This is a genomic window from Pseudomonas indica NBRC 103045 (assembly GCF_002091635.1).
Lineage (GTDB): Bacteria > Pseudomonadota > Gammaproteobacteria > Pseudomonadales > Pseudomonadaceae > Pseudomonas_M > Pseudomonas_M indica.
The window spans coordinates 13,414-39,515 of record NZ_BDAC01000012.1; the positions used below are offsets into that span (position 1 = coordinate 13,414).

General features: G+C 64.6%; 21 protein-coding genes. 11 read left to right on the forward strand and 10 right to left on the reverse strand.

From position 1 onward, the window contains the following. Positions 1-10 precede the first annotated feature (10 nt). The 3 genes from PIN01S_RS15045 to PIN01S_RS15055 form a co-directional block, all read right to left on the reverse strand. Entirely contained in the window at positions 11-1,453 is a 1,443-nt protein-coding gene (locus PIN01S_RS15045) for an OprD family porin (protein ID WP_084336500.1), read from the reverse strand. Positions 1,454-1,707: 254 nt separating this feature from the next. Beyond that, entirely contained in the window at positions 1,708-3,306 is a 1,599-nt protein-coding gene (locus tag PIN01S_RS15050; protein ID WP_084336501.1) for an ABC transporter substrate-binding protein, read from the reverse strand. A 201-nt stretch (positions 3,307-3,507) separates the two neighbouring features. Further along, the gene (locus PIN01S_RS15055; protein WP_084336502.1) at positions 3,508-4,068 is read right to left on the reverse strand and encodes a helix-turn-helix domain-containing protein; all 561 of its coding nucleotides are present in this window, start codon (positions 4,066-4,068) and stop codon (positions 3,508-3,510) included. A 153-nt stretch (positions 4,069-4,221) separates the two neighbouring features. On the opposite strand from PIN01S_RS15055, the gene PIN01S_RS15060 reads away from it, so the two are divergent. Further along, complete coding sequence (locus PIN01S_RS15060) at positions 4,222-5,439, forward strand: M24 family metallopeptidase (protein ID WP_084336503.1); 1,218 nt, start codon at positions 4,222-4,224, stop codon at positions 5,437-5,439. 262 nt (positions 5,440-5,701) lie between these two features. Here PIN01S_RS15060 and PIN01S_RS15065 read toward each other — a convergent pair whose 3' ends face one another. Beyond that, the gene (locus tag PIN01S_RS15065) at positions 5,702-6,193 is read right to left on the reverse strand and encodes a BRO-N domain-containing protein (RefSeq protein ID WP_084336504.1); all 492 of its coding nucleotides are present in this window, start codon (positions 6,191-6,193) and stop codon (positions 5,702-5,704) included. A gap of 472 nt (positions 6,194-6,665) precedes the next feature. Here PIN01S_RS15065 and PIN01S_RS26415 point away from each other — a divergent pair, with 472 nt between their 5' ends. Then, positions 6,666-7,223 carry a hypothetical protein gene (locus PIN01S_RS26415; protein ID WP_139198569.1) on the forward strand — a complete coding sequence of 186 codons (558 nt, stop codon included), beginning with the start codon at positions 6,666-6,668 and terminating at the stop codon, positions 7,221-7,223. Between the two features lie 259 nt (positions 7,224-7,482). Here the strand turns inward: PIN01S_RS26415 and PIN01S_RS27455 are convergent, their stop codons facing one another. The 5 genes from PIN01S_RS27455 to PIN01S_RS15090 form a co-directional block, all read right to left on the reverse strand. Next, a complete protein-coding gene (locus PIN01S_RS27455) occupies positions 7,483-7,611 on the reverse strand; it encodes a bacteriocin immunity protein (RefSeq protein ID WP_342029062.1) in 129 nt (42 codons plus the stop codon). Between the two features lie 65 nt (positions 7,612-7,676). After that, positions 7,677-8,261 (reverse strand): bacteriocin immunity protein, encoded by a 585-nt coding sequence (locus tag PIN01S_RS15075; RefSeq protein ID WP_084336505.1) that lies wholly within the window; start codon positions 8,259-8,261, stop codon positions 7,677-7,679. A 5-nt stretch (positions 8,262-8,266) separates the two neighbouring features. Beyond that, positions 8,267-9,418 carry a pyocin-S2/colicin E7-DNase domain-containing protein gene (locus PIN01S_RS15080; RefSeq protein ID WP_244505993.1) on the reverse strand — a complete coding sequence of 384 codons (1,152 nt, stop codon included), beginning with the start codon at positions 9,416-9,418 and terminating at the stop codon, positions 8,267-8,269. A 559-nt stretch (positions 9,419-9,977) separates the two neighbouring features. Beyond that, a complete protein-coding gene (locus PIN01S_RS15085) occupies positions 9,978-11,576 on the reverse strand; it encodes an ABC transporter substrate-binding protein (RefSeq protein ID WP_084336507.1) in 1,599 nt (532 codons plus the stop codon). 209 nt (positions 11,577-11,785) lie between these two features. After that, positions 11,786-12,496 (reverse strand): SIMPL domain-containing protein, encoded by a 711-nt coding sequence (locus PIN01S_RS15090; protein ID WP_084336508.1) that lies wholly within the window; start codon positions 12,494-12,496, stop codon positions 11,786-11,788. Between the two features lie 217 nt (positions 12,497-12,713). Here PIN01S_RS15090 and PIN01S_RS15095 point away from each other — a divergent pair, with 217 nt between their 5' ends. From PIN01S_RS15095 to PIN01S_RS15135, 9 genes are all read left to right on the forward strand, one after another. Further along, positions 12,714-13,988 carry an ATP-binding protein gene (locus PIN01S_RS15095; protein WP_084336509.1) on the forward strand — a complete coding sequence of 425 codons (1,275 nt, stop codon included), beginning with the start codon at positions 12,714-12,716 and terminating at the stop codon, positions 13,986-13,988. Beyond that, positions 13,981-14,541: a response regulator transcription factor gene (locus tag PIN01S_RS15100; RefSeq protein ID WP_084336510.1), complete on the forward strand. Its 561-nt coding sequence runs from the start codon at positions 13,981-13,983 to the stop codon at positions 14,539-14,541. Before PIN01S_RS15095 ends, PIN01S_RS15100 begins: the two co-directional genes overlap by 8 nt. 103 nt (positions 14,542-14,644) lie before the next feature. Beyond that, positions 14,645-15,586: an AEC family transporter gene (locus PIN01S_RS15105; RefSeq protein ID WP_084336511.1), complete on the forward strand. Its 942-nt coding sequence runs from the start codon at positions 14,645-14,647 to the stop codon at positions 15,584-15,586. Positions 15,587-15,686: 100 nt separating this feature from the next. Beyond that, positions 15,687-16,478: a YfaP family protein gene (locus PIN01S_RS15110; RefSeq protein ID WP_084336512.1), complete on the forward strand. Its 792-nt coding sequence runs from the start codon at positions 15,687-15,689 to the stop codon at positions 16,476-16,478. 12 nt (positions 16,479-16,490) lie between these two features. Continuing rightward, the gene (locus PIN01S_RS15115) at positions 16,491-18,221 is read left to right on the forward strand and encodes a DUF2138 domain-containing protein (RefSeq protein ID WP_084336513.1); all 1,731 of its coding nucleotides are present in this window, start codon (positions 16,491-16,493) and stop codon (positions 18,219-18,221) included. A gap of 38 nt (positions 18,222-18,259) precedes the next feature. Further along, positions 18,260-18,856, forward strand: coding sequence for a DUF1175 domain-containing protein (locus PIN01S_RS15120; RefSeq protein ID WP_090257259.1), 597 nt, complete (start codon positions 18,260-18,262; stop codon positions 18,854-18,856). Beyond that, positions 18,853-23,394: an alpha-2-macroglobulin family protein gene (locus PIN01S_RS15125; RefSeq protein WP_084336515.1), complete on the forward strand. Its 4,542-nt coding sequence runs from the start codon at positions 18,853-18,855 to the stop codon at positions 23,392-23,394. The genes PIN01S_RS15120 and PIN01S_RS15125 overlap by 4 nt, the downstream gene beginning before the upstream one ends. A 4-nt stretch (positions 23,395-23,398) precedes the next feature. Further along, positions 23,399-25,045, forward strand: a complete 1,647-nt coding sequence (locus PIN01S_RS15130) for a DUF2300 domain-containing protein (RefSeq protein WP_084336516.1) — start codon at positions 23,399-23,401, stop codon at positions 25,043-25,045. Between the two features lie 4 nt (positions 25,046-25,049). Further along, the gene (locus tag PIN01S_RS15135) at positions 25,050-25,856 is read left to right on the forward strand and encodes a YfaP family protein (protein WP_084336517.1); all 807 of its coding nucleotides are present in this window, start codon (positions 25,050-25,052) and stop codon (positions 25,854-25,856) included. Positions 25,857-25,875: 19 nt separating this feature from the next. Here the strand turns inward: PIN01S_RS15135 and PIN01S_RS15140 are convergent, their stop codons facing one another. Beyond that, positions 25,876-26,064, reverse strand: a complete 189-nt coding sequence (locus PIN01S_RS15140) for an MbtH family protein (RefSeq protein WP_084336518.1) — start codon at positions 26,062-26,064, stop codon at positions 25,876-25,878. Positions 26,065-26,102 lie beyond the last annotated feature (38 nt).

The window sequence follows — 26,102 nt, forward strand, 5'->3', positions numbered from 1 at the left end:
CGTCTCCTCGTTACAGCAGGTTGAAGGGGAAGGTGCTGACGATGCGCAGCTCGTCGAGGCTGCCGTCGACCTGGTTGCGGCTGGAGCGATGGGACATATAGCTCACCTTGAAGGTGCTGTCCTTGATCGCGCCGCTCTGCACCGTATAGGCACCGACCAACCCATACTCGTGATGCTTCTCGCCGTCCTGGGCGCGGACCTCGGCGTAGTTGCCGTAGGCGCCGTTGCGGTCGCCGTCGTAGTGGGTACCGTCGATGTCCCAGCCCTTGGCATACCAGAAGGTGGTGCTGAAACCGGGCACGCCGAAGTGCGACCAGTCGGTGGCGTAGCGGATCTGCGCGGACTTCTCGTTGGGGCCGTTGAAGTCGGAGAGCAGCGAGTTGGCCAGGTAGATGGCGGCGGTCTCGTGCACGTAATCGAAATATTCGTCGCCGTCGACCTGCTGCCAGGCCAGGGTCAGCGAGTGCGCCTGGTGGGCGAGGGTGAATGCCAGGCTCCAGGTGTTGTTGTCGATGTAGCCGGCCTTGCGGTCGCCGGCGTCGCGGGTGGCGTAGCCGTTGAAGGCGGTGCGCAGGGCGAGGGTTTCCTTGTCGCCCAGGTCGTGGGTCAGGCTCAGGTAGTACTGCTTCCACACATCCTCGAACAGGCCGCCGTAGACGGAGACTTCCAGGTGATCCAGCGGCGTGTAGGTGCCGCCCAGGTAGCTCATGCGGTCGGCTTCCACCTCGCGGGTGCCGTATTCGGTGGTGAAGTCTTCGTCGCCGGCGCCGGTACGCGGGCTGACCCGGGTGAAGCTGCCGCCCTGCAGGACCAGGCCGTCCAGCTCTTCGCTGGTCAGCGCCGCGCCGGTGAAGCTGGAGGGCAGGGCGCGGTTGTCGATGTAGCCGAACACCGGCGTGTCGACCAGGAAGCGGCCGACCTTCAGCTCGGTGCTGGAGGCGCGCAGGCGGACGTCGGCGATGCCCAGCTTCGACCACTCGTCCACGCCATGGCCGTTGCTGTCCGCCAGGGTCCGGTTGCCGCCGCCGGCGATGCGGCCCTTGCCGCGCTCCAGGTTGATCGCGCTGAACGCGCCGACGTCCAGGCCGAAGCCCACGGTGCCCTGGGTGTAGCCGGAGCTGTACTTGAGGATGGTGCCCTGCACCCAGGTCTTGCGGGCGTGGGTGCGCTCCGCGCCGCCGTCCTTGGGAATGCGGAAGGCGAAGCTGTCTTCGGTGTGTTCACGCGCATAGAAGTTGCGGGTGGACAGGGTCAGGCTCTGGCCCTCGACGAAGCCGGTGGCGCCGGCCTGGCCCTTGGGCGGCTCGGCGACGTCCGTCACCCCCTCCACCTCGGTGGAGAACACCGGGTTGTTCGTCGGTGGCGACGCCGTTTCCTCTTCCGCCAGGGCCGGCGCGGCGAGGGCGAGCAATGCGAGGCCGACGGTGGCCGGTCGATTCAGTGTGGTTTTCATAGCAGTCGCTCCTGTTTCTTGTGGTTTTTTCCAGGACAAGGACGAACTACCCGTTGCTCTTGCGGACCGCCGAGCGCGACTGCCGGCCGATAGGCCCTGCATTTCTCTGCGATCCGCTCACCGAAGCGATGCGCGGGGAGCAGCATCCTTGCGAATCTTTTAGGGCAGGTATGAAAAAACACGCGGTACTCCGGTCTGCTGCCGGATGTCGATAACGCGGGAGATGGGGCGGCACCTGGCGCCGCCCCGTCGGGTCAGGGCGCGTTGCTCACGCCGTAGAAGGAGTTGCGTCCGAACGGGCTGATCAGGAAGCCCTGAACGCTGGTGCGCATCGGCTGGTACACCGTGGAATGCGCGATGGGAGTGATCGGCACCTGTTGCTGCAGTACGTGCTGGGCCTGTTTGTAGAGCGCGGTGCGCTGCTCCACGTCGGTGACGGCCTTGGCCTGCTTCACCAGCTTGTCGTAGTCGGCGTCGCACCACTTGGAGAAGTTATTGCCATCCACCGAGTCGCAGCCATAGAGCGTGCCCAGCCAGTTGTCCGGGTCGCCGTTGTCGCCGGTCCAGCCGATCAGCATGGCGTCGTGTTCGCCGTTGTGCGCACGCTTGATGTACTCGCCCCACTCGTAGCTGACGATGCGTGCCTTGATGCCGACCTTGGCCCAGTCGGACTGGATCATCTCGGCCATCAGCTTGGCGTTGGGGTTGTACGGACGCTGCACCGGCATGGCCCAGAGGGTGATCTCGCTGCCTTCGGCGATGCCAGCCTGCTTCAGCAGTGCCTTGGCTTTCTCCGGATCGTAGGCGCGGTCCTTGATGGTTTCATCGTAGGACCACTGGGTCGGCGGCATGCCGTTCACCGCCAGTTGCCCGGCACCCTGGTACACGGCATCGACGATGGCCTGCTTGTCCACCGCCATGTCCAGCGCCTGGCGCACTTCCAGCTTGTCGAAGGGCGCGCGGGTGACGTTGTAGGCGATATAGCCGAGGTTGTAGCCGGGTTGGCTGGGCACCGTCAGCTTCGGGTCGTCCTGCAGGGCCTTGAGGTCGGCCGGGCGCGGGTTGAGGGTGATCTGGCATTCGCCGGCCTTGAGCTTCTGCGCGCGCACCGAGGCGTCGGTGTTGATGGAGAAGATCAGGTTGTCGATCTTCACGTCCTCGGGCTTCCAGTAGTCCTTGTTGCCGGTGAAGCGGATCTGCGCGTCCTTCTGGTAGCGCTTGAACACGAAGGGACCGGTGCCGATGGGCTTCTGGTTGAGTTGCTGCGGCTTGCCGGCCTTGAGTAACTGGTCCGCGTATTCGGCGGAATGGATGGCGGCGAAGTTCATCGCCAGGTTCTGGATGAAGGCGGCGTCCACAGTGTTCAGGACGAAGCGCACGGTGTGCTCGTCGACCTTCTCCACCTTGGCGATGGTCTTGTCCAGGCCCATGTCGGTGAAGTAGGGGAACTCGGAGGGGTAGGCCTTGCGGAACGGATGGTCCTTGTCGAGCATCCGCTGGAAGGTGAACAGCACGTCATCCGCATTGAATTCGCGGGTCGGCTTGAAATAGTCGGTGCTGTGGAACTTCACGCCCTGGCGCAAGTGGAAGGTGTAGGTCAGGCCGTCATCGCTGACATCCCAACGCTCGGCCAGTGCCGGAACGGCGCGGGTGCTGCCGCGCTGGAACTGCGCCAGGCGGTTGAACAGGGGTTCCGAGGTCGCATCGAAATCGGTGCCGGTGGTGTACTGGCCGGGGTCGAAGCCGGCCGGGCTGCCTTCCGAGCAGAACACCAGGTTGCTGGCGGAAGCGAAGGGGGCGCTGAGGGCGAGACCGGCGGCGAGCCATGCCGGGAATCGGGAATTCTTGCGCATGCAAACCTCTTTTGTTCTTTTTCTACGGCCTTGTGGACCGGGTCGTTCGCTCATCCCAACGGCCGGGTCTGGCAGAGGGGGAGCGGCGGTAGAGTCGCCCAAAGGGGGCAACCGATCGCGCTCGAAATTAAGTGATACTGAAATAGCGGTCAACAGAAATTAAGCGCTACTAACATTTCTTCACGGTCCCGATGACAAAACTTAACGGCTGGGATCGTCGAACAGGGCCATGGTGGTAACGGTCAGCACCTCGGCCACATCGCTGCCGGTGTTGGCCAGGCAGTGCGGCTTGCCCGCGTCGAAGTGCACCGAATCGCCGGCACCCAGCGGGTACTGGCGGTCTTCGATGGTGTAGAGGATCTGCCCGGAGAGGACATAGGCGAACTCGGCACCTTCGTGGGAAATCAGCTCCGACTGGTAACCCACCGGCATGCTCATTTTCACCGCGTTGATCAGGTTGCCGGGGAAGCTGCTGGACAGTCGCTCATAGGTCAGCGGCTGGCCCTCGATGGCATAGCGCACCCGCTCGCCCTGGTGGGAGTCCGGCTGCGGCTGGGGCGGCTGGTCGAACAGCACGTTGAGCGGCACGCCAAGGGACTTGGCGATATTCGCCAGCGACGAAATGGAGATGCCGGTGAGATTGCGCTCGGCCTGGGACAGGAAACTGGCGGTCAGTCCGGCTTCCGCAGCGACCTGGTTGAGTGTCTTCTTGGCGGCTCGCCGATAGCGGCGCAGGCGTTCGCCGATGCGATCTACGGTCATGGGTACGGCTCGTAGGGGAAGGCGGCCAGTATACGCACAGCCGTCTCGCTGAAAAGCCAATAGGACTTAAGCACCACTGAAATTCCCTTTGACCTGAATTTAAGCTGCACTTAAATTCTGCGATCTCATCCTGTCAGACAAAAAGGAGCCCCCATGACGCTCGGAGTAGGTGGTTGCACGGCGGAGCAGGCCCTGGCCAGCCTCGACATCATGACCGACGGCGCCGAACCCATCGGCTTGGCCGAATACCAGGCCCGCATCGCCCATGCCCAGGCGCTCATGCGGCAACAGGGTATCGCGGCGGCCTTCATCAACGCCGGCAGCAACCTGCGCTATTTCACCGGGGTGCAATGGCGTCCGAGCGAGCGTCTGGTGGGGGCGCTGCTGCCGGCCACGGGAGCGCTGGAATACCTGGCGCCGGCCTTCGAGGAAGGCACCGTGCGGGACTTCCAGGTGGTGCCCGGCACGATTCACACCTGGGAGGAACACGAAGACCCGTACCGCCTGCTGCTGGATGCCTTCGCACGCCTGGGCGTCCGGGCCGGCGACCGGGTGGGGCTGTGTTCGACGCTGCCGTTCGGCATGTACGAGCGCCTGCGCCAGTTGGGCTCCGGTTTTGTGTTCGTCGATGCGGCGGCGGTCACCGACGCCTGCCGGCAGTGCAAGTCGCCCGCCGAACTGGCCCTGATGCAGCGCGCCAAGCGCATGACCCTCGACGTGCACAAGGCGGCCGCCAGCATCCTGCGTGAGGGCATCAGCACCACCGAAGTGGCCGAGTTCATCCACCAGGCGCACCGCAAAGTGGGCGCCTCCGGTTCCACCTTCTGCATCGTCCTGTTCGGCCCCGCCACCGCCTTCCCCCATGGCGTGAAAGACCCGCAAATCCTCAAAGCGGGCGACATGGTGCTGATCGACACCGGCTGCCAGTTGCACGGCTACCAGTCGGACATCACCCGCAGCTACGTCTTCGGCACACCGAACGAGCGCCAGCGGGCCCTGTGGAACATGGAGAAAGACGCCCAGCTCGCCGCGTTCGAAGCGGCCCGGCTCGGCGCGCCCTGCGAAACCGTCGACGCGGCGGCCCGCGCGTCCCTGGAAGCCAACGGCCTGGGCCCCGATTACCGCCTGCCCGGCCTGCCGCACCGTACCGGCCACGGCATCGGGTTGGACGTGCACGAAGGCCCGTACCTGGTGCGCGGCGACGAGACGCCCCTGGCGGAAGGGATGTGCTTCAGCAACGAACCGATGATCTGCGTGCCCGGCGAATTCGGCATCCGCCTGGAAGACCACTTCTACATGACGGCCAACGGACCGCGCTGGTTCACCGAGCCGAGCCATTCGGTGGATGACCCGTTCGGGTTGGGTTGCTGAGCAAAGAACCGTATCCCGGATAAGCGCTAGCGCAATCCGGGATGGACTTTAGGTCATGCACACGTTTGCTCCCCTCTCCCGTTTACGGGAGAGGGGCTACGGGAGAGGCCGAACTCTGGTGTAGGGGCGAATTCATTCGCCCGCTCTGGTGTGAGGCTGGCTCCGCTGGGCGAATAAATTCGCCCCTACGGGTCGTAGCCCGAATGAGCGAAGTGTAATCCGGGACTTCGCGGCCCCGGATTGCACCGGGGCTTATCCGGATCTACCTCAACCAGCGTCCCAGCCGGCCCCGGCGCGGTACCGCGCCTTCACTCACCAGCTCCGGCAGTGCCTTCAACGGCACCCACAACTCCCCCTGCCACTCCAGCAGGCTGACCCGCCGCGCCTCCCACGTCATCAACGTGCGCCGCGGCGCCATGGCCGGTAACGCCTGTTCATCGCGCAACAGCGGCACCACCTCTTGCGTCAGCCAGCGCCGCAGGTTGCGATGTTCCGGGTGATTGAACCGCCACAACGCCCGATATGCCCCGGACTCGCTGATTACCGGTACCGCCTCCTCGCCACCGTTCGCCAGGGCGAAGCGCACGCTGCGCAACTGGTCGTCGTCCACATACCGGCAAATCCGCTCTGGGTGCCGATGGCCCATCAACAGGCCGAAATCCTTGGCCGCAAACCACGGCTGGCCGTCGATCAGCACGGCTCGCAAGGGGCGGTTGAAGCGGTGGAAGGTGAGGGGAGTAAACGCTGTTTCCATGGTGAAACTCCTGCTAGTCGATGAAGGAGCTGCCACCAAACGTCGCCAAACAATGGGTGGCAGACCGCGCAGGGTTGGCGAACCGGCTAGCAGGAACCGGCAGACCCGAAGGTCTCCCCACGCGATCTGCCATAACAGAGAGGCATAGCCATGCTTGCAAGAACGAACGCCGTTCTCGCAAGCACGTTATGCGCTATCGCGCTGCTAAATCCGAGTCGCCAAACCCGGCCACGGGATTGACCGTGGCTGGCGCAGGATAGGTCGGGGGAGGGGGAAGGACAAGGGGACGGAGCGGTGCGTGGCACAGCGTTGCGTTTGATTTCTCAGTTCTGGCTGGTGTCTGCGCGAGATACCGAGTCCGAGCGTCGAAGTCCCATCGGCGATAAATCGCCTCATTCAGCCTGACAAAGCGACGCGGAGTGACTAAGGTTTGGATTAGCTCATTTGGTCCTATAGAGCTAGGGATTAGGTTGTGGCCAGCTTTGAAGTGCCTGTAGAGCTTGGTGAATATTTCGGTTTGTACAAGGAAAGTCCAATGCGAATCCTGACTTATAAAAGAACCCATACTGGTGATCCAGACAATCGTGGAGTATTTGGTATCAACGACTGTATGGGGGCTGTTCGAAACAGAGTGTTTGATGCTGTTGTTGGTATTGGGTCGAAGGCTCCATGGAGGGATGCCAAAGAAATTGCAGGTAAGGTTACATGGGTCGGCGTGGGGCCATTTAGGATGAAATCGCCAACTCATCGCGGAGATTTAATAGCCTTTGAAAAATTCGTTCTCCTTGATGGCAATGGCCCGGATTTCGAGCGGATGGCGCCTAATTTGGCAAAAAGGTTCTATGAGGGGAAAGCCAGATCAATTCTGAATTCATACAGTAAGATCGAAAAGGAAGAGCTTGAGAGACTTATTTTTGAAGTGTTAAAGAGCGATAAGTGTATCTCTAGTGAGGCGGTTTCTGCAGAGGATAAACTGGCGAAACGTCGTGGAAAGTGCGTAAAGAAGTACACCTGTCCAGGTAAGTGCTGATTTATTGCAGGGCTATCGTTTTTGGCTGGACTGTAGTCGAGTGTTGCCTGACCGGCGCTGCCTTCATCAGTCGCCGGAATCAACTGCTCCAGTAATTGGTTTCGGACCTGCTCAGCCGAAGCGCACTCTATACATGGATCAGTTTTCTCTGAAGCCAGGCAGCCCATTAGCTTGTCGCCACTCTTTAACTATTCGAGCTATCCCTTCGGCGGAGTTATCCGCTCCAAGCTCAGGGTAAGATCAGAGCCTGCAGGATGACCTATGAGATTTCAAATTGCTCCAATAGATCAGCCAGTTCATCATCTGGCGCTTCACCACAGGCATTGATCAGTCTCTCCAGGAGACTAATAAACTCGTGTTCGGTGTAATCGGAAACACTTTTGTCCATAGGATTTCGGCGTCGTCTCCCGTAGGTTATCTACGTCATACACCGCCCCACCTTGAACAACAGGTTCATCGTGACTCGAACGCCACCTCTATACCTGTCCCATTTAGAGCTTGATCCACCGCAGAGAAGAATTTTAACGCCTGCTCTGAAAGGGGGTATTTTCCCTCCACGAAGATTACGGGTGTTTTTCCTTCTGATGAGGGTATTGCAGAAGTAAGCTCGCCGCTTTTTATAAAAGCCAAGTAAGTATTTATTTTTTCTTGAAGAAGTTTCAGGTGTTGAGCTTCGTTTTCATTTCCCCATTTAAAGTGATCGGTGATTATGAGGTGGATTTTTCCAGGGGCTGATTCTGGTATTGCCCAAGTATCGATAGTACAGTCGTCTAGTATTGATGCTTTCTTGAATCCAGGCAGCCCGTTAGCCTTTCGCCATTCTTTTATTGTTCGGAGAACGCCTTCGGGGCTGTCTTCTACTCCTGGCGCTGGATAAAAAAGAATTTCGTTTCCTTTTGGATGCTGAGATATCTGTTCTACATGCTCAAGCAGGTCATGATATTCCTGCTCGGTAGAACACTGGCCGTTAAATAGCTTGTTGAGTATCTCTAGAAATTCTTTCTCGGTGTATTCGCTTATTGATGCTTTAAATTGCATGCTGCTTACTCCTCTCCGCTGTTAGAGTGTAATTCTATGTGTCTTTTCGGTGTTATAATGCGGAGGTTGTCCATATCATAAACCGCACCGCCTTGTGCGATAGGTTCAACATGGTGTAGTTCGAACACCTTTCTACCGCCTACTTGCTCAGCCGGTATAGGGAAGGGGGCAAAGCCGTTTTTCATGTTCGCTTGGTTTAGCCTACCAAACTGACTACTCAGCTCTGCATCATTCCCAACCTCGGTCCAAAACGCTTTACGAAACGCATCGAAACTGGAAAAAGCCTTCCCTCTTAGCTTATCCGCAATCTGCGCCGGAATCGGTGCTCCAAGCTCCCGGCTGGCTTGTTCCAGCCATATTCCTGTCACCACCTCGCCCCGTCCCGTGACTACGCCAGGATCAAGCCGGACGTTCATCACGACATACAGCGGCGGCACACCTGAGTCAGCCGGGAAGATCAGAATGGCGTCTTTGAAGTCGGGCGGATATACCGGATTGACCAGTATCCGGTCCACGGTCTCGGTAGGTGGATAAACCCATACCGCCGGCATTTCTGGAGAGGCTTCCAGGGCCGGGATTCCAAGGGTTTGGGACGTGTCTACGGCTGGCGTCCACGTCAGGTTCGCCCCATTCCCAAAGTCAGCGACAAAGGCATCTCCTTGGGGCTGGAATGGGATGACCGGCACCGTTTCCCATCGCAGAGCGCGTTTGTCGGGGGCGGTGTACCACGCATAGCCTTTCAGCGTTCCGTCTGGCTGCTCCTCTACGTGAATCCGTGCCCGTGTCCTCGCCGTGGTGCGTTCCCTCAGCTCGTCCTCGGTGTACATCGCCGAATCGCCTGTTTGCGTCGGCCATAGGAACGACACGAGCCCAAGCAGAAACCCGACCGTGACCCCTGTCGTGACGCCCGTTGCAATCCCGCCAGCGGTCTCGCCTATGGTAGTGGCGCCGATAGCGAGCGTTCCTGTGAGGGGAAGAGCGCTCCCGCCGATCTTTTTCAGGGGGATGCTTCCATCGGCGTTCCTCTCCCTGGAGCCAAGCAGGGCGAAGTTTCCGTAGTCTCTTAACGCGCTCGTTCTCACCCATCCGTCCCCGACTGGGGGATGGTCCATCAATCCCTCGGGGATGGTGCAGCATTTGACGAACGTCTTTGCCATTGGCGGCTGGGGCTCGTCCGGTGGCTGTGGAGGTGGAGCGGGACGGATGAGTTCGCGAGGCGGTTGTTTGTCGAATTCCCAGCCGCCGAGTTGCGGCTGTGGTGGGGCTGGTTCCTTGGGTGTTCGCCAGCTTTTCGGTGGGGTGTTCTTCAATGCCGGTTGGCAAACGCTGGGCATCGGCCCAGGTCCTTGATCGCTTGCCATGGTGTGCTCCCTGTCCAAGACAGGGGCGACCGTACTTGCCTCGAGTCAATTCCGATACGAGATGGGTCTCAAACGGGGCAAGCCGCTCTAGGGCACCTCTAAAAACTACCTGCGTTGTCATCACTGCGTTAAAAACAAGCTCGGATGCGAGCCCAGTCAAAATGCTCATTTACAGCCCGTAAACTGCGCTTTTTCGCTTGTTTTTGTGGGGCCGCCGAGGCCTTGTGCTGACTGCCTCGTCTACGTTTTTAGAGGTGCCCTCTAGTCCGAGGGCTGGGCTGGCTCGGGCTTCACACCCTCGGTCGAATGAATTCGACCCTCGCTCCCGGCCGATATGCGGCCGGGAGCGGTGGGGTTATTTCACGCCGACGCCGTAGAAGGAGTTCAACCCGAACGGGCTGACCTTGAAGTCTTGCACGGTCTTGCGCATGGGCTGGTTGACGGTGGAGTGGGCGATCGGGGTGATCGGTACCTGGCCCTTGAGGATGTGCTGGGCCTCTTTGTAAAGGGCGGTGCGCTTGTCCTGGTCGGTGACGCGCTTGCCGTCCTTGATTAGCTTGTCGTACTCGGGGTAGCACCACTTGGAGAAGTTGTTGCCGTTCACCGCGTCGCAGCCGTAGAGGGTGCCCAGCCAGTTGTCCGGGTCGCCGTTGTCGCCGGTCCAGCCGATCAGCATGGTGTCGTGCTCGCCGGCCTTGGAGCGCTTGAGGTACTCGCCCCATTCGTAGGTGACGATACGGGCCTTGATGCCGACCTTGGCCCAGTCGGACTGGATCATCTCGGCCATCAGCTTGGCGTTGGGGTTGTATGGACGCTGCACCGGCATGGCCCAGAGGGTGATTTCGGTACCTTCCTTGATGCCGGCCTTTTTCAGCAGTTCCTTGGCTTTTTCCGGGTCGTAGACGGTGTCCTGGATGCTGTCGTCATAGGACCACTGGGTCGGCGGCAGGGCGTTCTTGGCCAGTTGGCCGGCACCCTGGTACACGGCGCCGATGATCGCCTTCTTGTTCACCGCCATGTCCAGCGCCTGGCGCACTTCGAGCTGGTCGAGCGGCTTGTGGGTGACGTTGTAGGCGATGTAGCCGAGATTGAAGCCGGGCTGTTCGGCGACTTCGAGGTTCGGGTCCTTCTTCAGGCCTTCGAGGTCGGCCGGGCGCGGGTTGAGGGTGATCTGGCACTCGCCGGCCTTGAGCTTCTGGGCGCGCACCGAGGCGTCGGTGTTGATCGAGAAGATCAGGTTGTCCACCTTCACTTCGTCCGGGTTCCAGTAGTCCTTGTTGCCGGTGAAGCGGATCTGCGCGTCCTTCTGGTAACGCTTGAACACGAAGGGGCCGGTGCCGATGGGCTTCTGGTTGATGTCGGCGGGCTTGCCGGCCTTGAGCAACTGGTCGGCGTACTCGGCGGAGTGGATCGAGGCGAAGCTCATCGCCAGGTTCTGGATGAACGCGGCGTCGACCGCAGCCAGGGTGAACTTGACGGTGTGGTCGTCGAGTTTTTCCACGCTGGTGATGTTGGTGTCCATCCCCATGTCGGTGAAGTAGGGGAATTCGGTGGGGTAGGCCTTACGGAACGGGTGGTCCTTGTCGAGCATGCGCTGGAAGGTGAACAGCACGTCGTCCGCATTGAATTCGCGGGTCGGCTTGAAGAAGTCGGTGCTGTGGAATTTCACGCCCTTGCGGAGGTGGAAGGTGTAGGTCAGGCCGTCGTCGGAGACGTCCCAGCTTTCCGCCAGGCCCGGCACGACCTTGGTACCGCCGCGCTCGAACTGGCTCAGGCGGTTGTAGACGGTCTCGGCCGCGGCATCGAAATCGGTGCCGGTGGTGAACTGGCCCGGGTCGAAGCCGGCCGGGCTGCCTTCCGAGCAGAACACGAGGTTGCTGGCGGCCTGGGCGACGGGAGCGCCGGCGATCAGCCCTGCGCCGAGAAGAAACGGAATGACGGCGTTTTTGCGCATGATGTCCTCAATTTGTTGTCATTGTCGTCGAGGTACGGCCTCATGGGCCGACCCGGGTGAAGCTATGCAGGGCGTATGCCCGGTGCAAGTCACCCGGATTCTTTCGGGGCGAATCTGCTTCCAGTTCGTCCGTGAATGTCGCGTTTTTATAACTATCCTGACGGGCCGGTCAGCCGGCGGTGCGCCATACGGAGCACCGCCGCACCGGATCAGGGCATTTCCACTTCGATCACGCCATCGGCGTTCAGGGTGATCTGGCTGGTGCCGGCCTCGATGTCCTGGGCCGGAGCGCTGGCTTCCATCAAGGCCATGCCTTTCATGGCCATGCGCGGCATCGGTTGCGGGAAGCCGCCGCTGCTGAGGTTCAGGTTGACCAGTTTGTAGCCCTTGCCGCCGAGCGCTTCGGTGGCGAGCTGGGCGCGGGCCTTGAAGGCGGCCACGGCTTCCTTGAGCAGGGCGTCTTCATGTTGCTTGCGGGTGGCCTGGGAGATGGCGAAGTCCATGCCGCCCATCTTCATGCTGCTCATCAGGTCGGCGGTGAGCTGGGAGAGGGCGGCGAAGTCGGCGCTTTCCAGGCGCACCTCGGCGCGCTCGCGCCAGGCGGTGATCTTCTGGCCTTTCTCGTCGTAGACCGGATAGCTGTTGCGGCTGCCGAGGCTGACGGTCACGCCCTTGACCTTGCGCGCCTGGTCGACGGCGGCATTGAGGGTACGGGTGATGTCGCCGGCCAGCTTGGCCGGGTCGCTGCTCTGCGCTTCGCTGTAGAGCAGCACGTGCATACGGTCGTGGGCCACTTCCTGGCTGACTTCGGCGCGCAGGGCGATCTGGTTGTAGCGGGGTTCGTCGGCACCGGCCGGCAGGCTGGCGAGGGCCGCGAGGCTCAGGCTGAACAGCGCGGCGAGACGGGGGAGGGAAAGCATGGCAACTCCTTGTACAGGGTGGATTGCAAGAGAGTAGAGCGTTTTCGCCACCTTGCTAGCCGGAGCGCGGAGGTGGCAGTCGATCCTTTGGACGTAACGCGCAGGCAATCCGGGTTAAATCGGGTTTCACTGCGTCGCGTTGCCGCAGATCAGCAGTCAGCCGGCGAGGCTTGGTTATACTCGGGCCTCGCCCGATGCCGGTCCCCATGGAACACGCATGCTCGAACCCGTACAGCTTCTTTCCGCCAGCCGGCAGAATCTCTGGCGTCTCACGCTGATCCGCATCCTCGTGCTGGCCGCCCAGGCCGGCTCGGTAGGCATCGCCTACGTCTCCGACCTGCTGCCGCTGCCCTGGCTCGAGTTGAGCATGACCCTCTGTGTGTCCGCCGGGCTGTGCCTGCTCACCGCGCTGCGACTGCGCGGCCCGTGGCCGGTGACCGAGCTGGAGTATGCCGTCCAGCTCGCCTGCGACCTGATCATCCACAGCGTGCTGCTGTACTACTCGGGGGGCTCCACCAACCCCTTCGTTTCCTATTACCTGGTGCCGCTGACCATCGCCGCGGCGATCCTGCCGTGGTTCTATTCCATGGTGCTCAGCGGCCTGGCGCTGACCGGCTACACCGCACTGCTGATCTGGTATCACCCGCTGCACATGGCCAATGTCCAGCACGAGGCCATGCTGATCAGCCTGCACCTGTTCGGCATGTGGCTGAACTTCGCCCTGTCGGCGGCTTTCATCACCTTCTTCGTGGTCAAGATGGCCGGGGCGCTTCGTCGCCAGGACCAGCTCCAGGCCGAGCGCCGCGAAGAGATGCTGCGCGACCAGCAACTGCTCGCCGTGGCGACCCAGGCCGCCGGCGCCGCCCATGAGTTGGGCACGCCGCTGGCGACCATGAGCGTATTGATCAAGGAGCTGCGCCGCGAGCACCCCGACCCGCTGCTACAGGAGGATCTGGCGGTGCTGCAGGAGCAGGTCAAGCTGTGCAAGGACACCCTGCAGCATCTGGTTCGCGCGGCCGAGGCCGACCGTCGCCAGACCGTGGAAGAACAGAGCGCCGCTGCCTGGCTGGAGGCCGCGCTGAACCGCTGGCACCTGATGCGCCCGGAAGCCAGCTACCGCTACCAGCGCCTCGGCCAGGGCAGCGTGCCGCGCCTGGCGCCGCCGCCGGACCTGACCCAGGCACTGCTCAACCTGTTGAACAACGCCGCCGATGCTTGCCCGGACGACCTCGATATCTGCCTCGACTGGGACGCCTACGAGCTGTGCATCAGCATCCGCGACCACGGGGTCGGCGTGCCCCTGGCGATCGCCGAGCAACTCGGCAAACCCTTCTTCACCACCAAGGGCAAGGGCTTCGGCCTCGGCCTGTTCCTCAGCCAGGCCAGCGTGACCCGGGCCGGCGGGTCGGTGAAGCTCTACAATCACGAGGAGGGCGGAACGCTGACCGAGCTGCGCCTTCCGAGACTGGCAGCGAGAGACGACCATGAGTGAAAACCCCCAGATCGAAGGCGAAGAGCAGCCGCACCTGCTGCTGGTCGATGACGACGCCACCTTCACCCGCGTGATGGCGCGCGCCATGGACCGGCGCGGCCTGCGCGTGACCTGTGCCGGTTCGGCCGAAGAGGGCTTGAAGCTGGCGGAACAGGACCTGCCGGACTACGCCGTGCTGGACCTGAAGATGGAAGGCGACTCCGGGCTGGTCCTGCTGCCCAAGCTGCTGGCGCTGGACCCGGAAATGCGCGTGCTGATCCTCACCGGTTATTCGAGCATCGCCACCGCCGTGGAGGCGATCAAGCGTGGCGCCTGCAACTACCTGTGCAAGCCGGCCGACGCCGACGACGTGCTCACCGCGCTGCTCTCCGAGCATGCCGACCTGGACAGCCTGGTGCCGGAAAACCCGATGTCGGTGGATCGCCTGCAGTGGGAGCACATCCAGCGCGTCCTGGCCGAACACGACGGCAATATCTCCGCCACCGCCCGTGCCCTGGGCATGCACCGCCGCACCTTGCAGCGTAAGTTGCAGAAGCGCCCGGTCCGCCGCTGACTGGCTGAAACCTGCCCGGCCAGGCATGCGCCACGGCCGGGGAGACGCTTTTCCGCGTTCATATGGCTATGATTAGCAACCTAATCGATAGCCGGGTCGCGGTATGCTCCCTCTCGTCCTGCAGACGCTGAACATCACCCTTCCGGTCTTCGCGATGCTTTTCCTGGGCATCCTGCTGAAGCGCCTGGGGCTGATCGATGCCCATTTCGTCAACACCGCCTCCGGGCTGGTGTTCAACGTCAGCATGCCGGTCATGCTGTTCCTCGCCATTCTCCATGCCGACCTCAATACCGCGCTGCAACCGGCGGTGATCGGCTATTTCGTGGCGGCGACCCTGGCCGGCTTCCTGCTCAGTTGGGGCTGGGCGATCTGGCGCTGCCCGCGCGCCGACCGGGGTGTCTATGTGCAGGGCTCGTTCCGCGGCAACAACGGCATCGTCGGTCTGGCGCTGGCCACCAGCCTGTACGGCGACTATGGCCTGTCCCTCGGTGGCGTGCTGGGCGGGGTGGTGATCCTTAGCTACAACACCCTGTCCGTGCTGGTGCTGGAGGTCTACAACCCGAACGTCAAGACCAGCGTCCGCCACATCCTGCGCAGCATTTTCACCAACCCGCTGATCCTCGGCGTGCTGCTGGCCATTCCCTTCGCCTACTGGAAGATTCCGCTGCCGGGCGCGCTGATCGTTTCCGGCGAGTACCTGGCGAAACTGACCCTGCCGCTGGCGCTGATCTGCATTGGCGGCACCTTGTCGCTGGCCTCGCTGCGTGCCTCCAGCCACCTGGCCATCGGCGCCAGCCTGATCAAGATGGTCTGGATGCCGCTGTTCGCCACGCTGGGCGCGTTCTTCTGCGGCTTCCGCGGCGCCGAGCTGGGCATCCTGTTCCTCTATTTCGCCAGCCCGACGGCGGCGGCCAGTTTCGTCATGGCCAAGGCGGCGGGCGGCAACCACGACCTGGCGGCGGCGATCATCGTGATCACCACCCTGGCGGCGGTGGTGACCACCAATATCGGTCTGGCGGTGTTGCAGTGGGGCGGTTGGATTTGAATCCTAACTGTGACGGAATTCTTCTTTTCCAGTGAGCCCATTGCGGGCTTGATGGCGACTCGCTAGCCTTTGCCACCTTCGCGCCGTTAACGGATTAAACATGCGCATCCTCCCCTGTCTGCTCCTCGTCCTGGCTGCGTTCGTCGCAACGGCCCGGGCGGAACCTTCCGTGTCCCTGGAAGGCCCCACGGCAGGCTGGCGCTATAACGGACTCAACGAGCGCGACGGCGAAGCCCGCGTCGCCTATCCCACCCCACCCATCGACCGGGGCGCCCAGCGTGGGCGCAGCCTGATCGAGGGGCGCCTGAAAGACCTCGCCGACGCCCGCCAGCCGTACCGCCTGGTGGTCAACGGCAACCCGCTGCCGCTCTACACCGATGCCGAAGGGCGCTTCGTGCGGCCCTATAACTTCGGCGCCGGCTCCAACAGCGTGGCTCTCAGCGTCGACGGCAAGACGGTCAAGCGCGTGCAGTTCTACGAGGCCAACCAGAGCAAGACGCCCGCGCGCCTGCGCATTGCCCTCGGTTGGGACGATCCCAAGGCCGAACTCGACCTGCATGTCATTACCCCGGACGGCCAGCACGCCTTCTGGGCCCACCCGGTGCTGAGCAACGGCGGCGGCCTGGACGTGGACAGCGTCGACGGGCCCGGACCGGAGATGTTCACCCTGGCCGCGCCGCCCCACGGCACCTACCTGGTGTACGTCAACTACTGGGGCAACCTCGGCCCGCAGGGCTACAACTTCCAGGCCGGCAGTAACCAGAACGACCTCATCACCGCCCAGATCAACCTGGTGTTCAACGAGAACACCGTGAACGAGAAGCGCGAGACCTTCGTGGTGCCGCTGCGCGCCATCGGCGACCTGCTGCTCGTCAAATCCTTCAACCATTGAGTGTTTCCCGCCATGCGCGACTCTTCCTCCGCCTCCCAGAAAAGCGCCCGCTCCGGCCGCCTGCGCCTGCTGCTGATCGCCTTGGTCATTGCCCTGCCGGTGGCCTCCGGCGGCCTGTTCGCCTGGCTGCAGCAGCGGTCGGCGGGGGATCGCCATCTGGTCGAGCGCAATGCCCTGGGGCTCGACCTGGCGCGCCCCGACGTGCTGATCGAGAGTCAGTCCCTGAGCCGTCTGCCCCGGGACCTGCTGGCTGTCCCGTTGCTGCGCGACACCCTCACCGAGGACTTCGTCTTCTATTACGAGCAGAACGCCGACCGCCTGGGGCTGGCGGGCAGCCTGCGGCGCATCGTCTACGAACATGACCTCGAATGGCGCGACACCCTGCTCGACGAGTTGCTCGACCAGCCGGCCCAGGTCGCCCTCTGGCGCGACGCGGGCGGCCGGCTCCGGCATTTCCTCGTCGCCATCGAGCGTGGCGGGCTGGCCAGGCTGCTGGAACCGGTAGCCAAGCTGGCGCTGAACGACAGCCAACTGAGCGTGGCCGGCGAACTGAACGTGGACGGCATCGCCGTGCCGCTGTACCGCCTGCGCTACCAGAACCAGCGCTCGGTGCTTTTCGCCTCCCATGGCGACCGGCTGATCGTCGCGTCCAGCGCGGACATGCTGTTCGCCGAGATGCCGGCCAAGGCGTCGTCCAGTGGGGATGACAGCGCGCCGCTGGCCCAAGTCAGCGCCGAGACGGCGGAAAGCCTGCTCAGCGGCGGTCAGCCGTTCGATGCGCGTTTCGGCCTGGCGCCGCGCGAAGGGCTGGCACATCGCATCGCGCTCGGCTCGGAATACCTGGCGCTGGGCTATCAGCGCTTCATCCCCAGTTTCGCCGGGTTGCGCTTCGAGATGGGCGAGGGCGGCTGGCGCAGCTTCCTTGCCCTGCACGAGGTGGACGGCCAGCCGGCGTTCGACTTCGCTCCGGTGTGGCGCGCCATGCCGATGGGCGCCAGCGCTTGTGTCGCGCTGCCGGCGGCGCCGGCCATGGCGGAGCGGCTGCTGGATCGCGTCGGCGCCGGTGCGGAGGTGGCGACGCGGCTGTCGGCGCGGCTCAGCGGCACCGCCGGGTTGTGTTGGTATGCCGAATCCCGCTTGCATTCGCCGCTGCTGGTCGGCCAGTTGACGGCCGCCCCCGACGAGCAGACGGATGCCGACATCGGCGCCCTGTTCGGGTCGGTGATCGGCGCCTGGGAGACCTTCGCCGAGAACGGCAGCTTCCCCGTGCAGGAGGAGCAGCAGGGCGACCTGCATACCTGGCGACGCGAGGTCAGCTCCAACTTCGGCCAATACCCTGCCGACCAGGCGGAGCATGCCGACGCCATGGCCGCCCGTGGCTTCTTCCGCATCAGCCTGGCGCGGCGCGGCCAGACCCTGCTGTTCTCCCTCGACGACCAACTGGTGGACAAGGCCCTGGCCACCCTCGACAAGCGCTTCCCGCCGCTGGCCGAGGTGCTGCCGGGCGACGCCCTGGTGCCGGCCTTCCTGGCGCCGGAGGCCCTGGCCGCGCTGCTGGAGCGGGAAACGCTGGACAGCCTGCCCAAGGACATGGAGCCGGTCTTCCGTAACGCCGCGGAAACCCACCTGCTGCCCAAGCTGCGCGCCCTGGCCGGGCACAAGCGCTACGCCCTGGCGGTGCCGCAAACCGAACACGCCGACGGCCGTTGGCAATGGCTGCCCCTGGAGTGGCGCGCACTGTGAAACCCTTTCGTTCATGGCTCGCCGCCCTGTGCCTGCCGATGAGCCTGGCACTGCACGCGGAGGAAACGCCGCCCCTGGATGCCGGGCAATCCCAGGTGTTCCGCGCCTGGTTCGTGCGCATCGCCCAGGAACAATTGCGCCAGGGGCCGAGCCCGCGCTGGCACCAACAGGACTGTGCCGGGCTGGTGCGTTTCGCCGCCAACGAGGCGCTCAAGATCCACGACGGCAAGTGGTTGCGCGCCAACGGCCTGTCCAACCGCTACCTGCCGCCCGAGCTGTTTCTGAGCGATGCGCAGCGCCAGTTCGCCCAGCGCTGGAACCAGGGCAACGGCCAGACCGGCCCCTACGTCAATGCGATCAAGCTGATCCAGCACAACAGCCACTTCGTCGGCCGCGACCTGAACCAGGCGCAGCCGGGCGACCTGATCTTCTACGACCAGGGCGATGACCAGCACCTGATGATCTGGATGGGCCGCTACATCGCCTACCACACCGGCAGCTCCACCCCGACCGACAACGGCATGCGTGCGGTCAGCGTGCAACAACTCATGAAATGGAAGGACACCCGATGGATTCCCGACGCAACCAACCCCAACTTCATCGGCGTCTATCGACTGCACTTCCTCACGCGATGAGCGGCTTCGGTCGGGCGCTGGCGCTCTGCGCCCTGGTACTGTCGCCGCTCGCCGTCCAGGCCGAGGACGCGGTGGAGCCCAGCTACTACACGCCGGTCAGCGGCGAGTCCTTCTTTCTCCTGGCGGACAGCAGCTTCGCCGCCGACGAGGTGGCCCAGGTGCGCCTGGAAGCGCCCGGCCGCGACTATCGCCGCTACAGCATGGAGCCCTACGGCGGCGTGGACGTGCGCGTCTACCGCATCGACCAGCCGCTGGACTTCCTCAAGCGGCAGAAGAACCTGCACCGGGTGATGGTCGAGGGGCAGTTCCGGGGCGAGGGCTTGTCCAACACCCTGGCCTACCTGTGGGACAACTGGTACCGCAAGTCGCGGCGGGTGATGCAGCGGGCGTTCTCCTACGAATCGCGCAAGCAGGTCACCGACGAGGCGCCGGAGCTGCGCATGGGCGAGGCTATCAGCGCACCGACGCCGTTCGATCCGCAGCCGCAGTTCGCCCCCATGGCGGGCCTGCCGCTGGTCAGCCAGTTCCGCTACCCGCTGTGGGATGCGCAGCCGATCCAGCCGCCGAAGGACGTGACGCTGGCCGGCTCGTCCAGCCAGTTCACTAACGTCAATCCGGGCAACGTCTACATCCCGCTGGGCAAGCTGAAACCGGGCCTGTACCTGGCCGAGGCCATCGTCGGCAAGTACCGCGCCACCACAGTGGTGTTCGTGTCGAATACCGTCGCGGTGAGCAAGATTGCCGGCGACGAACTGCTGATCTGGACCGCCCGCAAGCATGAGGGCACCCCGGTGGCCGATGCCAGGCTACTGTGGACCGACGGCCTCGGCGTGATGAGCAGCGGCAACACCGGCGCCGATGGTCTGTTGCGGCTCGCCCACGCCAGCCCGGAGCGCTCCTACGTGATCGGCGAGGACGCCGAGGGCGGTGTGTTCGTCTCCGAGAACTTCTACTACGACAGCGAAATCTACGACACCAAGCTCTACGCCTTCACCGACCGGCCGCTGTACCGGCCGGGCGACTGGGTGGAGGTGAAGATCGTCGGTCGCGAATTCAAGAATTCCCGCGACTCGGTGGCCCCGGTGGCGGCGCCGATCCGCCTCAGCGTGCTGGACGCCGCTGGCACCGTCCTGCAGACCCTCGATCTGCAACTGGATGGCAAGGCCGGCAGCCAGGGCCGCTTCCAGTTGCCGGAGAACGCCGTGGCCGGCGGCTACGAGCTGCGTTTCAGCTACCGCGACCAGCTCTACAGCAGCGCCTTCCGCGTCGCCGAATACATCAAGCCGCACTTCGAAATCGCCCTGGAGCTGGCCAAGCCGGACTTTCGCACCGGCGAGGCGGTGACCGGCCAGCTCGTCCTGCTCTACCCGGACGGCAAGCCGGTGACCGATGCCCGCCTGCAGCTCAGCCTGCGCGCCCAGCAACTGTCCATGGTGGACAACGAACTGCAGTACCTCGGCCAGTTCCCGGTGGAACTGAGCAGCAGCGAGCTGACGACCGACGATCAGGGCCGCGCCACCCTCGAACTGCCGGCCGCGGAAAAGCCCAGCCGCTACCTGCTCACGGTGTTCGCCAGCGATGGCGCGGCCTATCGGGTCAAGACCAGCAAGGAAATCCTCATCGAGCGCGGCGCCGCGCGCTACCGCCTGGAAGCGCCACGGCGTTTCAGCGCGATGGGCGAGGCGGTGAAATTCGGCTACCGCAGCGAGCGTCCTACCGAGCTCAAGCCGACCCGCTACGAATGGATACGCCTGGAAGACCGTGCTCAGGGCGGCGGCGACCTCGCCGACGACGCCAAGGGTTTCGAACTGGCCTTCGAGCGGCCGGGTACCTATAGCCTGACGCTGAAGGATGCCCATGGACTGATCCTCGGCGGCACCGGCCATTCGGTGAGCGGCGAGGGCGTCAAGGCGGTGGCCGGGAGCGTGGAAATCGTGCTCGACAAGGCCGAATACCACGGCGGCGACGAGGCCCAGGCGCTGATCACCTTCCCCGAGCCGGTGGGCGATGCGCTGCTGACCCTGGAGCGCGACCGGGTGGAAGCCACGGCGCTGCTCTCCAAGGGCGGCGACTGGCTGACCCTGGAACGCCTCAACGATACCCAATACCGGGCGCGCATCCCGGTGCGCGAGCACTTCTCGCCGAACCTGACCTTCTCGGTGCTCTACACCAAGGGCGGCGACTACAGCTTCCAGAACGCCGGGATCAAGGTGGCGATGCCGCAGATCGACATCGACATCGCCGCCGACAAGGAGCGCTACCAGCCGGGCGAGACCGTGACCGTCGAACTGGCCACCCGCTTCGCCGGCAAGCCGGCGCCGACGCGCCTCACGGTGAGCGTGGTGGACGAGATGATCTACGCGCTGCAACCGGAGATCGCCCCCGGCATCGACCAGTTCTTCTACCACCCGCGGCGCAACAACGTGCGTACCAGCGCCAGCCTGTCGTTCATCGCCTACGACCTGGCCCTGCCCGGCAGCCCCAGCGCGCCCGGCCGGGCCAACCGCAGCGAGCGCGGAGTGAAGGTGCTGGAGCGGCCGCGCCGCGAGGACGTGGATACCGCCGCCTGGCAGCCGGACCTGGTCACCGACGCCGACGGCAAGGCGCGTTTCAGCTTCCGCATGCCGGACTCGCTGACGCGCTGGCGCATCACCGTGCGCGCCATCGACGAGGCGGGCCAGGTGGGGCAGAAGAAGCAGTTCATCCGTTCGGAAAAACCGCTGTACCTGAAATGGAGCGGACCGACCCGTTTCCGCGCCGGTGACAAACCCTCCCTGGGCATGTTCGCCTTCAACCAGGGCGAGACGACTGGCAAGGCCGTGCTGGTCGTGCGCTACGCCGGCCAGGAACAGCGCCGCGAGGTGAGCCTTGAGAAGGGGGTGAATTACCTGGCGCTGCCGGCCGTCGCCCTGGGTGCCGGGGAACTGGTGGCCGAGCTGGAAACCGATGGGCAGGTGGTGGACCGGCTTGCGGTCGACTTGCAAGTAGACGGCCAGGGCTGGGCCGATCGGCAGACGCTGCGCCTCGACCTGGCGGCTGGCGCCAACCCGCTGAACCTGCCGGCAGACGCCCGCGACATCCGCCTGAGCCTGGATAACAGCGCCGACGCGCTGTTCAGCAGCCGTCTCGACGACTTGCTGGCCTATCCCTACGGCTGCGTGGAGCAGACCGCCAGCCGCCTGCTGCCGCTGTCCCTGGCCTATCCGACCCTGGCCCGTGGCGAGGCGCGCATCGGCGACCGCCTGCGCCTGATCATGCAGAACAGCCGGTTGCGCCTCGTGCACATGGCCGGCCCGGAAGCCGCCTTCAGTTGGTGGGGCGACGGTGGTGTGGAGAATGCCTTCCTCACCGCCTACGCCTACTACGCCGACTGGCACGCCAGCCGCGCCCTGGCCATCGCGCTGCCGCCGGATCACTGGCAGCGCGTGCTCGACCTCTACGCCAAGCAGGCAGGTGCCACGCCGCTGTTGCAGCGGGCCCTGGTCCTCGGCTTCGCCCGCGACATGGAACTGCCGGTGACGAGCCTGGTGGAAGGGCTGCTGGCCGATCTGGCCAATGTGGGCGAGGGGCAGGGTGGCGAGGAGATGGACGATCCCCAGGGCAGCCTGATCATGGCGGCGCCGGATTCGCCCCTGGGCCTGGCTGTCGCGCGGGTGCTCGCCGCCGACCTGGCGCGCAAGGCCAAGGTTACGCTGCCGGCGGCCTTCAGCGCTCAGGTGGAGGGCGCGCGCCAACTGCTGGACGCCAGCGATTACCCGCTCGCCGAAGCCGTACGTCTCCAACAGGCGCCGGACGCTGCTCGGGCGCGCGACCTGCTGCAACGGCTGGCCCCCGAATATTCGACCCTGGAGCGGGCGCTGGCCCTGACCTGGCTGCGTCGGAGCCTGGAGCGCGCGCCCACGGCGACCGCCCTGGAGCCGGGCGAAGGCTGGCGCAAGGAGCAGGGGGCCACCGGCTCCACCTTCTGGCGCTGGCAGGGCGAAGGGCTCCCGGCCGCACTGGACATCGCCGATGCGCAGGCAAGCCCGCTGAGCGCGACCCTGAGCTTCGCCAGTGCCCAGCCGGCACAGGGTGGTCTGCCGGTTGCGCTCAAGCGTCGCCTCCTGCGGCTGGTGCCGGGCGAAGAAGCCTTCAGCTTCAGTGTCGAGGAAGTGGGCGACGAGCCGTTGTCCAGTGACGAGCTGTACCTGGATGAGCTGACCCTGACCACGGACGACGAGCGTGCGTTGCGCTACGGCCTGCTGGAAGTGCCGCTGCCGCCGGGCGCCGATGTCGAGCGGACCACCTGGGGCATCACCGTCAGCGGTCTGGGCGGCGCGGAAGCGGCGCCGTTGGAGAAGGCCCGCCATGAGCCCGGCCAATTGCGTTACGCGGTACCGCTGGACAGCCTGCAAGGCACGGTCACGCTGCGCCATCTGGTGCGCTTCTCGCAGAAAGGCGAGTTCGCCCTGCCGCCGGCGCGCTACTTCCGCATGTACGCGCCGCAGGAGCAGGCCCTGGAGGCACAACCGGCCCTTGCGGAACTGAAGGTGGAATGACGCCATGCCCCTGCGCTGGCTGCTGCCGTTGCTGATGTCCCTGCCTCTGCTCGCCGAGGCGGGGCCGGCGCCGTTGCAACTGGCGTGGCGCGGCGAGCAGGGGAATGAACTGCTGCAACTGGGGGCGAGCGGCGTCATGGCGCGCGGGCCGCTGCCGACGAACCTGCAGACGCCCCTGGGCAGCCTGTGGAAGCTGTTCGCCTTCGCCTATCTGGAAGACACCGGCCAGCCGGAGCGGGCCTACACCTGCACCGGCCAGGACCGCGACGAGGTGTACTGCTGCGATCCGGGCGAACGCATTGCGCGCGACGAGGCGCTGGTCAAGTCCTGCGGGCTCTACTTCCTGCCGCAGCGCCTGGGGTTGGATGGAGCGCTCTGGCGCGACTACTGGCATGCGCGCGGGGCACCGGATTGGCTGGCTGACCTGGGCCGCCTGCAACCGCAGACCCGTGTGTCCGTGGCGGAGCTGCTCGACAGTCTTGCCCACCTGCCGGCCCAGGCCGAGGCGCGTGCGGTGCTGCTCGACGTGACGCTGAACGGTAGCGACGGAGCGGCGGTTGCCGCACTGGGCGGACGCCTGCGGGTGAAGACCTGGAGCTGGCTGGCCGACGGCGATGCCCAGGCGCGCCAGGGTGGCTTCGCCGGTTGGCTGGCCGATGGTTCGCCGGTCTGGCTGGGCGGTTCCGGGACCAGCCAGAGCATCCTGAAACGTCATGCCGAACTGCTGGGGCAGGTCTTGCCGACCTCATGGCCGAGCGAGCCGGGCGGCTGTGTCGAGGTGAATCTGTTCAGTCGCTATCCGCTGCGCCAGTTGCGCACGGCGGAAGGTCGCGTGGCGGAACCCGGCCGCCTGCAAGGGCGTTACGAGGCGGAATTCGAGAACGGCAACCGGCTCGCCCTGGAAAGTGCCGGCGAGCTGGTGCTGAGCCGCGAGCAGGCGCGCTGGCGGCTCACCGCGCGTCTGTCGCGCGAGGAATATGTCGCCCGGGTCCTCGACCGCGAGGCCTCCGCGCAACCGGAAGAGGCGGCCAAGGCATTGGCCGTGGCGATCCGCAGCTACCTGCAACAGCAGGCCGAGCGCCGGGGCGAATGCCTGGCCATCGACGACAGCAGCGCCAGCCAGCGGGTCGCGCCGCGCCCGGCCAGCCCCGCGGCACGGGCCATCGCCGCCTGGACGGCCGATCTGGTGCTGGCCGGCGGCCCGATCACCTATCACCTGGATACGCCGGGGCCATCGCGCCTGGCCTGGACCGAGGCCGTGGCGCAGGCCGGTGCGGGGCTGCGCTACGACGCGATCCTGGCGCGGGCCTTCCCCTCCGCCAGCCTGAGCCGTTGGGACAACCCGGTCTCAGCCTGCCAGGCGCTGCCCGAGGCGGAGGATTGGCTGCGTCGCCAGCGGCGTGCCTGGCGCGAGCGCCTGGACGGCGAACCCGGCTATTTCGAACTCCCGCAGTTCGCGGTGTGCCGGCTGGCAGCGGGGCGCCCCCACGTCGACCGCGCCCGCCAGCGCATCTTCGTGCGTGGACTGCACAGCCTGCAGGATCGCCTGGACCTGACCCACGAATACCTACACCTCGCCTTCGAGGCCCACCCCAACGGCCAGGACGAGGACTACGTCGAACACCTCGCCCGCCAACTGCTTCTGGAATGACCCTATGCGTCGTCACCTTTTCTCCCCCGCGCTTCTGGCTTGCCTGCTGCCATTGAGTGCTTCGCAAGCCGCCGAGGGGATACGCCTCGATACCCCGCGCTCCGGCTGGCGCCAGGGCTCCGGGGATGGCGCGCACTTCATGCAGGAGGTGAACTATCCGGCGTCTTCGGTGAACAGCGCGGCCGACCAGGCGGAGACCGCGCGGATCAAGGGGGCGATGCTGGAGCGGCCGAAGGATGCGTCGAAGCCGGCCCGGCTGATCGTCAATGGTGTGGCGATGCCGCTGAAGGTCCAGGAGGACGGCAGCTTCGACCGCCCGTTCGTGTTCCCTTCCGGCAGCAACAACGTGGAAGTGCGCAGCCAGGACGGCCAGCAGCGCCGCCGCGTGCAGTTCTACAACCTGAGCAGCGGCGAGACGCCGGCCAAGCTGCGCGTGGTGCTGTCCTGGGACAGCGACAACACCGACCTCGACCTGCATCTGGTAACGCCCGACGGCGGGCACGTCTGGTACGGCGAGCGCTCCCTGGCCAACGGCGCCGCGCTGGATGTGGATGTCACCACCGGCTTCGGCCCTGAGATGATCGCCTCGCCGACGCCGCTCAAGGGCCAGTACCTGATCTACGTGAACTACTACGGCGGCGGCTACAACCGCGATGCGGACGGCGCGGAACAGGCCGGTCAGGCGCTGACCACCGCCCAGGTGACCCTGATCAGCGAAGAGGGCACGCCGGACGAGAAGCAGGAAACCTTCCTCATCCCCATGCGCGCCCCCGGTGAGCTGACCCTGGTCAAGCGCTTCAGCTATCCCTGAGCCTTGCTTCCCTCGGGCTTTAGCTACGAAGACTGGCCGGGCGCATGTCCAGCCAGTTCGCTTCGACGTAGGCCAGTGCCTCTTCCTTGGTCGAGGCCGGCAGGACGGTGCGCCAGCCTGCGGGCACTGCCAGATCGGCGGGCCACAGTGAGTATTGTTCCTCTTCGTTGATGAGGACGAGGTAGTGCGAGGGCGTCTCTTCGTGCATGTCGTGCTTTCCTTCAGTCGATCTTGCGGAATACCGGG

What these genes read in the sequence shown, in the direction of transcription:
- PIN01S_RS15130 (WP_084336516.1), top strand. Translation starts at nt 23,399, where the DNA reads ATGCCCCTGCGCTGGCTGCTGCCGTTGCTGATGTCCCTGCCTCTGCTC.
- PIN01S_RS15080 (WP_244505993.1), bottom strand. Translation starts at nt 9,418, where the DNA reads ATGGCAAAGACGTTCGTCAAATGCTGCACCATCCCCGAGGGATTGATG.
- PIN01S_RS15075 (WP_084336505.1), bottom strand. Translation starts at nt 8,261, where the DNA reads ATGCAATTTAAAGCATCAATAAGCGAATACACCGAGAAAGAATTTCTA.
- PIN01S_RS15115 (WP_084336513.1), top strand. Translation starts at nt 16,491, where the DNA reads ATGCGCGACTCTTCCTCCGCCTCCCAGAAAAGCGCCCGCTCCGGCCGC.
- PIN01S_RS15065 (WP_084336504.1), bottom strand. Translation starts at nt 6,193, where the DNA reads ATGGAAACAGCGTTTACTCCCCTCACCTTCCACCGCTTCAACCGCCCC.
- PIN01S_RS15095 (WP_084336509.1), top strand. Translation starts at nt 12,714, where the DNA reads ATGCTCGAACCCGTACAGCTTCTTTCCGCCAGCCGGCAGAATCTCTGG.
- PIN01S_RS15085 (WP_084336507.1), bottom strand. Translation starts at nt 11,576, where the DNA reads ATGCGCAAAAACGCCGTCATTCCGTTTCTTCTCGGCGCAGGGCTGATC.
- PIN01S_RS15045 (WP_084336500.1), bottom strand. Translation starts at nt 1,453, where the DNA reads ATGAAAACCACACTGAATCGACCGGCCACCGTCGGCCTCGCATTGCTC.
- PIN01S_RS27455 (WP_342029062.1), bottom strand. Translation starts at nt 7,611, where the DNA reads ATGGACAAAAGTGTTTCCGATTACACCGAACACGAGTTTATTAGTCTC.
- PIN01S_RS15090 (WP_084336508.1), bottom strand. Translation starts at nt 12,496, where the DNA reads ATGCTTTCCCTCCCCCGTCTCGCCGCGCTGTTCAGCCTGAGCCTCGCG.
- PIN01S_RS15100 (WP_084336510.1), top strand. Translation starts at nt 13,981, where the DNA reads ATGAGTGAAAACCCCCAGATCGAAGGCGAAGAGCAGCCGCACCTGCTG.
- PIN01S_RS15110 (WP_084336512.1), top strand. Translation starts at nt 15,687, where the DNA reads ATGCGCATCCTCCCCTGTCTGCTCCTCGTCCTGGCTGCGTTCGTCGCA.
- PIN01S_RS15140 (WP_084336518.1), bottom strand. Translation starts at nt 26,064, where the DNA reads ATGCACGAAGAGACGCCCTCGCACTACCTCGTCCTCATCAACGAAGAG.
- PIN01S_RS15050 (WP_084336501.1), bottom strand. Translation starts at nt 3,306, where the DNA reads ATGCGCAAGAATTCCCGATTCCCGGCATGGCTCGCCGCCGGTCTCGCC.
- PIN01S_RS15055 (WP_084336502.1), bottom strand. Translation starts at nt 4,068, where the DNA reads ATGACCGTAGATCGCATCGGCGAACGCCTGCGCCGCTATCGGCGAGCC.
- PIN01S_RS15105 (WP_084336511.1), top strand. Translation starts at nt 14,645, where the DNA reads ATGCTCCCTCTCGTCCTGCAGACGCTGAACATCACCCTTCCGGTCTTC.
- PIN01S_RS15060 (WP_084336503.1), top strand. Translation starts at nt 4,222, where the DNA reads ATGACGCTCGGAGTAGGTGGTTGCACGGCGGAGCAGGCCCTGGCCAGC.
- PIN01S_RS15135 (WP_084336517.1), top strand. Translation starts at nt 25,050, where the DNA reads ATGCGTCGTCACCTTTTCTCCCCCGCGCTTCTGGCTTGCCTGCTGCCA.
- PIN01S_RS15120 (WP_090257259.1), top strand. Translation starts at nt 18,260, where the DNA reads ATGAGCCTGGCACTGCACGCGGAGGAAACGCCGCCCCTGGATGCCGGG.
- PIN01S_RS15125 (WP_084336515.1), top strand. Translation starts at nt 18,853, where the DNA reads ATGAGCGGCTTCGGTCGGGCGCTGGCGCTCTGCGCCCTGGTACTGTCG.